Source organism: Mycobacterium sp., assembly GCF_035633495.1.
GTDB lineage: Bacteria > Actinomycetota > Actinomycetes > Mycobacteriales > Mycobacteriaceae > Mycobacterium.
Window position 1 is genome coordinate 1 of sequence record NZ_DASQEU010000148.1, and the last position, 7,155, is coordinate 7,155.

Here is a 7,155-nt window from a genome sequence, read left to right on the forward strand (position 1 = left end):
GGCGCCGGTGATCGCGATGGTCCTGCCTCGAATGTTGTCCATGCGGCGAAACTTTACACATGTCAAGTTTTGACGTAAGGGCTGGGACGTTGCAATCACGGTGAGGCGAATGCCCGCGCACGGAATGCGGGCGGGCGCGCCGAGGTAGACATTGAAGTGATGTCTCCGCCAACCGTCGACGGGCTCCGCTTCGTCACCGTCGGCCAGCATGACGCGCTGGCCGAGCCGCTCCTGGCCGAACTCGCCGTCGAGTACGCGACCAGGTACGGCGGCACGCCCGAAGGGGTGGCCACGTGGCTGCGGGGTTATCCGGCCGACGAGTTCGAGGCGCCCGCCGGTGGGATGCTCATCGGCTTGCTCGACCACCGGCCCGTGACCGGTGGCGCGTTCCGTCGCTTCGACGAGCAGACGGCCGAGCTCAAGCGCATCTGGACCGACAGCGGTCATCGTCGTCGCGGTCTGGCGAAGGCGCTGCTGGTCGAACTCGAAGCGGAGATCTCCGGACGCGGATACCGGCGGGTGTACCTGACCACCGGGGACCGTCAGCCGGAGGCCGAGGCGCTGTACCTGGCCACGGAATACCGCAAGCTGACCGATCCCTTACCTGCCGAGGGCGAGGTCTACCCGATGGCGTTCCTCAAGGAGTTGCGGCCGTGAACGTTCCGTTGTCGATCCTCGACCTCGTACCGATCAGTGAGGGCGGCGATGCTGCGACGGCGTTGCGCAACACCGTCGACCTGGCCCGGCACGCCGAGCGGTGGGGATACCGCCGCTACTGGCTCGCCGAACACCACTTCGTCGCGGTGGCGAGCTCGTCGCCGGCGGTGCTGATCGGCCAACTGGCCGCGGCGACCGAGCGGATCCACGTGGGCGCGGCCGCCGTTCAGTTGGGTTACACCACCGCGGTCGCCGTGGTGGAGAGCTTCGGCATCCTGGATGCGTTGTACCCCGGCCGCATCGACCTCGGCGTGGGACGGTCGGGTCAGCGACGCCGTGAGGCTGCCACGTCGGCGAGCCGGCCCAAGGGACCTCCGCGGACCTGGCAGGAGATCGACGACGTCGTCATCCCGGCGCCGTTCGACATCAGTGCTCTGCTGAGCAACCCGCGGCTGCAGGCCAGGATGTCGGTGCTTCAGCAGCCCGGGGCCGACGCACCGGACTTCGCGGACCAGGTGGCCGACATCCTGGCGATGCTCGCCGGCACCTACCACGTCGACGGTGTCGAGGCACACGCCACACCGGGGGAGGGAGCTGCGTTGTGGCCCTGGGTGTTTGGTAGCAGCAAGGGGCAGAGCGCGCGGGTGGCGGCGAAGTTCGGGCTGCCGTTCGTCGCGAGCTACCACATCACGCCGGCGACGGCGCTGCAGGCGATCGACGTCTATCGCGACGGCTTCCAGCCATCGGACGAGCTGCGCGAGCCGTACGTCGTGGTGTCCGCGGACGTCGTGGTGGCCGACGACACCGCCACGGCCGGGCACCTGGCATCGACCTACGGGCGCTGGGTCCATTCCATCCGCGCCGGCGACGGTGCCGTTCCGTACCCCGATCCGGCGTCCAGTCAGCCGTTGACCACCGAGCAGGAAGAGCTGGTGAAGGACCGCACCGCAACGCAATTCGTCGGTGATCCCGACCAGGTGGCCCATCGACTGGACGCACTGCAGCGGCTGACCGGTGCCGACGAACTGGTGGTCACCTCGGTCACACACGCGCATGCCGACCGGCTTCGCTCCCACGAGCTGATCGCGAAGCGCTGGGGGTTGTGACGGTCGCTGCGGGCTAGGCTTTCTTCATGCTGTCGGAGCTGACGGTGGGCTGGCTGATACTCGCCGCCGGCCTGCTGACGTTCGCCGGAGGAGTGGCACTGCGCTCCCGCGTGGGTAGCAGGCCGAACGAGCGAGTCGGCCGAGTGGTGCGGAAGTTCCGGGAATCCACGGTCGGCGCGGTCCTGTACGGGCCCATCGCCTCAGATGCGCGCGACCCCGAGGAACTCGACCAGACCATTCTGATGCCCACCATCGTCTTGGGCTGCGGGTTCATGCTGACCGCGATCTTCCTCATCGGCTACGAGATCCTCACGTAGCCAAGGCGTGCTGCGTCGCTTCCCTGATGGATCCGCGCCAGACGGGGCCGTGGCCGGGCAGCAGGACTTCGGTGTCCAGCATCCCCAGCGCGGAGAGGCTGCGGACGCAGGCGGCCTGATCGTGATTGAACAGGCCGGGCAACAACTGAGGCCCGCGGTGGGTCGACACCGGGTGGCCGGTGACCAGCGCGTCGCCGCTGATGAGCACACCGTCGACCACGAACGAGCAGTGTCCGCCGGTATGGCCGGGCGTGGGAATCGCCGTGGGCGTGCCGGGTAGCGCCGCCGCCACCTCCTCGGTGAGGGCACGCGCGGTGGGAATGCCCTCGCGGGTCAGTGCGCCTGCGCGGGCGATGGCTAGCGACCAGGTCAGATACCGCGGCAGCCAGGCCTTGGCAGCCAGGTCGATCGTCGACACCTGCTCCAGATACTCGCGATGGGCGTGGCCGACCTCACCGGCATGGCAGAAGACCGGTGTGCCATGGGTTTTCGCGAACCAGATGGCCGTACCGAAGTGGTCCACGTGGGCATGGGTGAGCAGGATCGCGTGGACGTCGTCGACGTCGAACCCGAGTTGGCGGACCGAGCCCAGGACCTCGTCACGCTGACCGGGGAAACCGGCGTCGACGATCACGACGCCGCTGCCGTCGGTGACGAGCGTCCAGTTGACCAGCTCGGTGTGGGCGAAGTGGACGGTGTCGGTGATGGCCGTCAACTCGACTGAAGTCCCCACCCGGCCAGTCTATGGGCGCCATCGTCCCGCTCCGAGGCGCGTCGCGAGTGACGCCGAGGAATACCCCACCCACGCGAGGAGTAGAAAAGAATCGTGGCTGAACTCAAGTTGGGATACAAGGCGTCGGCAGAACAGTTCGCGCCGCGGGAGCTCGTCGAGCTGGCCGTGGAGGCCGAAGCTCACGGCATGGACAGCGCGACGGTCAGCGATCACTTCCAGCCGTGGCGCCACGAAGGCGGGCACGCGCCCTTCTCGCTGGCCTGGATGACCGCGGTCGGCGAGCGCACCAAGCGCTTGACGCTCGGCACGTCGGTTCTCACGCCGACGTTTCGGTACAACCCGGCCGTCATCGCCCAGGCGTTCGCCACGATGGGGTGTCTGTACCCCGATCGGATCTTCCTCGGTGTCGGCACGGGGGAGTCGCTCAACGAGATCGCCACCGGTTTCACCGGGGAGTGGCCCGAGTTCAAGGAGCGCTACGCACGGCTGCGTGAATCGGTGCGGTTGATGCGCGAGCTGTGGCTGGGCGACCGGGTCGACTTCGAGGGCGAGTACTACCACACCAAGGGAGCATCGATCTACGACGTGCCCGAGGGTGGGATCCCGATCTACATCGCCGCGGGCGGGCCTCAGGTGGCCAAGTACGCGGGCCGCGCCGGCGACGGCTTCATCTGCACCTCCGGCAAGGGCGAGGAGCTCTACAAGGACAAGCTCATCCCCGCCATGCGCGAGGGCGCGGAGGCGGCCGGCAAGAACCCCGACGACGTGGACCGCATGATCGAGATCAAGATCTCCTACGACACCGATCCCGAGGCGGCGCTGGAGAACATCCGGTTCTGGGCGCCGCTGTCGCTGACCGCCGAGCAGAAGACCAGCATTCACGATCCGCTGGAGATGGAGAAGGCCGCCGACGAGCTGCCCATCGAACAGGTGGCCAAGCGCTGGATCGTGGCCTCGGATCCCGACGAGGCCGTCGCCAAGGTCAAGGACTACGTGGACTGGGGCCTCAACCATCTGGTGTTCCATGCGCCCGGCCACGACCAGCGCCGCTTCCTCGAACTCTTCAAGATTGATCTGGCGCCGCGGCTGCGCAAGCTCGGATGATTTGGCAGGCTGGCTCCCGTGTCCACCTCGAGCGCCTCGGCCATCTACATCGCGGCGCCGGAAGGCGACACCGGGAAGTCCACCATCGCGCTGGGCATCCTGCACCGACTCGCGTCCACGGTGGCGAAGGTCGGGGTGTTCCGGCCGATCACCAGGATGGGCGAGGATCGGGACTACATCCTCGAACTGCTGCTGCCCCACACCACCGCGGGGCTGGCCTACGAGGACTGCGTCGGCGTCGGGTACCAGCAGCTGCACGACGATCCCGACGCGGCGCTTGCCGACATCGTCGATCGCTATCACCGTGTCGCCGAACGCTGCCACGCCGTGCTGATCGTCGGCAGCGACTACACCGACGTCGCGTCGCCCAGCGAGTTGAGCGTCAACGCGCGCATCGCCGTCAACCTGGGCGCCCCGATCGTGCTCGCCGTGCGGGCGACCGACCGCACGCCCGAGGACGTTGCGCACGTCGTCGAGCTGTGCCTCTCGGAGATCGCGGGCCAGCACGCCTACACGGCCGCCGTCGTCGCCAATCGATGTGATCCCGCGAAGTTGACCGCGATGGCCGACGCGCTCGCGCACGTGGCCCCGAAGAGCTACGTGCTGCCGGAGGAACCGTTGCTCGTCGCGCCGTCGGTCGCCGAGCTGCGGGATGCGGTCGGCGGAACGGTGATGAGTGGTGACGAGACCCTGCTCAACCGTGAGGCGCTCGGCGTCCTCGTCGCGGGGATGACGGCCGAGCACGTCCTCGAGCGGCTGCGCGAGGGCATGGCCGTCATCACGCCGGGCGACCGCTCCGACGTGGTGCTGGCCGTCGCGAGTGCCCATGCGGCGGAGGGCTTTCCGTCGCTGTCGTGCGTCATCCTCAACGGTGGCTTGCCATTGCACCCGTCCATCGCGGCGCTGGTGTCGGGGCTCGGATTGAGGTTGCCGATCGTCACCACCGACCTCGGGACCTACGACACCGCGCGGCTCGTCGCGTCGGCACGGGGGCGCGTGACGACCGACTCCCATCGCAAGATCGACACTGCGCTGACGCTCATGGAGGAATACGTCGACACCGCTGATCTCCTTGCGCAGCTGTCGATTCCGATTCCTTCGGTGGTGACGCCGCAGATGTTCACCTACCAGCTGCAGGACCGGGCCCGTTCCGACCGCAAGCGCATCGTGCTACCGGAGGGCGACGACGACCGCATCCTCAAGGCGGCGGGCCGGCTGCTGCAACGGTCGGTGGCCGACCTGACCATCCTCGGTGACGAATCCGCCGTCCGTGCTCGCGCGGCGGAACTCGGTGTCGACCTCTCGGCGGCCACGGTGCTGGACCCTGAGACCAGTGAGCTGTGTGATCAGTTCGCCGAGCAGTACGCGGAACTGCGCAAGCGCAAGGGCGTCACGGTCGAGCAGGCGCGTGAAATCATCCACGGCGTCTCCTATTTCGGCACCATGCTGGTGCACAACGGCATGGTCGACGGCATGGTGTCCGGCGCGAGGCACACCACCGCGCACACGGTGCGGCCGGCGTTCGAGATCATCAAGACGCTGCCCGACGTGTCGACGGTGTCGAGCATCTTCCTGATGTGCCTCGCCGACGAGGTGCTCGCCTACGGCGACTGCGCCATCGTGCCGGATCCCACGGCCGAGCAGCTCGCCGACATCGCGATCTCGTCCGCTCGCACCGCTGCGCAGTTCGGCATCGACCCGAGGGTGGCGATGCTGTCCTACTCGACCGGCACGTCCGGTACGGGCGCCGACGTCGAAAAAGTCAGGATGGCAACCGAACTGGTGCGGGCGCGAGAACCCGACCTACTGGTGGAGGGGCCCATCCAGTACGACGCCGCGGTGGAGCCATCGGTCGCGGCGACCAAGATGCCGGACTCCCAGGTCGCCGGCCGCGCGACCGTGCTCATCTTCCCCGACCTCAACACGGGCAACAATACGTACAAGGCGGTTCAGCGCAGTGCCGGAGCGATCGCGATCGGGCCGGTGCTTCAGGGACTCAACAAACCGGTCAACGACCTGTCGCGCGGCGCGCTGGTCGAGGACATCGTCAACACCGTGGCGATCACGGCGATTCAGGCGCAGGGCAAGTGAGCACGACGCGCACCGTACTCGTGCTGAACTCCGGCTCGTCGTCCTTGAAATATGCTGTCGTCGAACCGGATTCGGGAACACACGTCGCCAACGGGATCATCGAGCGCATCGGTGCGGGTCCGATCGCCGACCATGAAGCCGCAATGCGGGCGGCATTCGACGAGCTGTCCGAAGCGAGCCTGGACCTCGACTCACTCGGGTTGGTCGCAGTCGGTCACCGCGTCGTGCATGGCGGACCAGACCTGCACCGACCGACCGTCGTCGACGATGCGCTGATCGCCACGCTGGAGACGCTCGCGCCGCTGGCACCGCTGCACAATCCGCCGGCCATTCTCGGCATCGAGGTCGCGCGCAAGGTGCTGCCCGATGTACCCCATGTCGCGGTATTCGACACGGCATACTTCCACGACCTGCCGCCCGCCGCCGCCACCTACGCGATCCCTCTGGACGTGGCCGCCCAGTGGCACATTCGGCGCTACGGTTTCCACGGTACCTCGCATCAGTACGTCAGTGAGCAGGCCGCCGAGTTCCTCCAAGCGCCGTTGGAGTCGCTCAACCAGATCGTGCTGCACCTCGGCAACGGCGCATCGGCATCGGCGATCGTCGGCGGTCGGCCGCAGGACACCTCGATGGGGATGACGCCGATGGAGGGCCTGGTGATGGGGACCCGGTCGGGTGACGTCGATCCGGGCGTCATCATGTACCTGAACCGGACGGCAGGCATGAGCATGGCCGACGTCGAGACGATGCTCAACCGGCGCTCGGGCGTCCTCGGCCTCGGTGGGGAGATCGACTTGCGCCTGCTTCACCGGCGCATCGAATCCGGCGACGCAGAAGCGCAATTGGCCTACGACGTCTACATTCACCGGGTGCGCAAGTACATCGGCGCCTACCTGGCGCTGCTCGGCAACACCGACGTCATCACGTTCACGGCGGGGGTCGGCGAGAACGACGCCGCGGTCCGGCGGGATGCGCTCAGTGGGCTTGCGCCGCTGGGCGTCGAACTCGACGAGCACCTCAATGACAGCCCGGCCCGCTCGCCGCGGCGCATCTCGTTCGAGACGTCGCCGACGACGGTGCTCGTCATCCCCACCGACGAGGAGCTCGCGATCTCGCGGGCCTGCGTAGGGGTGATCGACGGCTAGAG

Annotated in this window: 7 protein-coding genes; 6 read left to right on the forward strand and 1 reads right to left on the reverse strand. The window is 67.7% G+C overall.

Annotated features, from left to right (window positions below):
- The first annotated feature begins 159 nt into the window (after positions 1–159).
- From VET27_RS21740 to VET27_RS21750, 3 genes are read left to right on the forward strand one after another with little or no spacing between them, the layout of a single operon-like run.
- Positions 160–657, forward strand: a complete 498-nt coding sequence (locus tag VET27_RS21740) for a GNAT family N-acetyltransferase (RefSeq protein ID WP_526521686.1) — start codon at positions 160–162, stop codon at positions 655–657.
- Positions 654–1,763 (forward strand): LLM class flavin-dependent oxidoreductase, encoded by a 1,110-nt coding sequence (locus VET27_RS21745; protein WP_526521687.1) that lies wholly within the window; start codon positions 654–656, stop codon positions 1,761–1,763. The genes VET27_RS21740 and VET27_RS21745 overlap by 4 nt, the downstream gene beginning before the upstream one ends.
- Positions 1,764–1,789: 26 nt before the next feature.
- Positions 1,790–2,080: a hypothetical protein gene (locus VET27_RS21750; RefSeq protein WP_526521688.1), complete on the forward strand. Its 291-nt coding sequence runs from the start codon at positions 1,790–1,792 to the stop codon at positions 2,078–2,080.
- Here the strand turns inward: VET27_RS21750 and VET27_RS21755 are convergent.
- A complete protein-coding gene (locus VET27_RS21755) occupies positions 2,073–2,813 on the reverse strand; it encodes an MBL fold metallo-hydrolase (RefSeq protein ID WP_526521689.1) in 741 nt (246 codons plus the stop codon). The genes VET27_RS21750 and VET27_RS21755 overlap by 8 nt on opposite strands.
- A 93-nt stretch (positions 2,814–2,906) precedes the next feature.
- On the opposite strand from VET27_RS21755, the gene fgd reads away from it, so the two are divergent.
- Genes fgd through VET27_RS21770 form a run of 3 tightly spaced genes read left to right on the forward strand, consistent with a single transcriptional unit; the run spans position 2,907 to position 7,153 of the window.
- The gene (fgd, locus tag VET27_RS21760) at positions 2,907–3,917 is read left to right on the forward strand and encodes a glucose-6-phosphate dehydrogenase (coenzyme-F420) (RefSeq protein ID WP_526521690.1); all 1,011 of its coding nucleotides are present in this window, start codon (positions 2,907–2,909) and stop codon (positions 3,915–3,917) included.
- Between the two features lie 18 nt (positions 3,918–3,935).
- The gene (gene pta / locus VET27_RS21765; RefSeq protein WP_526521691.1) at positions 3,936–6,008 is read left to right on the forward strand and encodes a phosphate acetyltransferase; all 2,073 of its coding nucleotides are present in this window, start codon (positions 3,936–3,938) and stop codon (positions 6,006–6,008) included.
- Positions 6,005–7,153: an acetate/propionate family kinase gene (locus VET27_RS21770; RefSeq protein ID WP_526521692.1), complete on the forward strand. Its 1,149-nt coding sequence runs from the start codon at positions 6,005–6,007 to the stop codon at positions 7,151–7,153. Before pta ends, VET27_RS21770 begins: the two co-directional genes overlap by 4 nt.
- The last annotated feature ends 2 nt before the right edge of the window (positions 7,154–7,155 follow it).

Bases quoted from the DNA above. Each gene is read 5' to 3' on its own strand.
- VET27_RS21740 (WP_526521686.1), top strand. From the start codon at position 160: ATGTCTCCGCCAACCGTCGACGGGCTCCGCTTCGTCACCGTCGGCCAG.
- VET27_RS21750 (WP_526521688.1), top strand. From the start codon at position 1,790: ATGCTGTCGGAGCTGACGGTGGGCTGGCTGATACTCGCCGCCGGCCTG.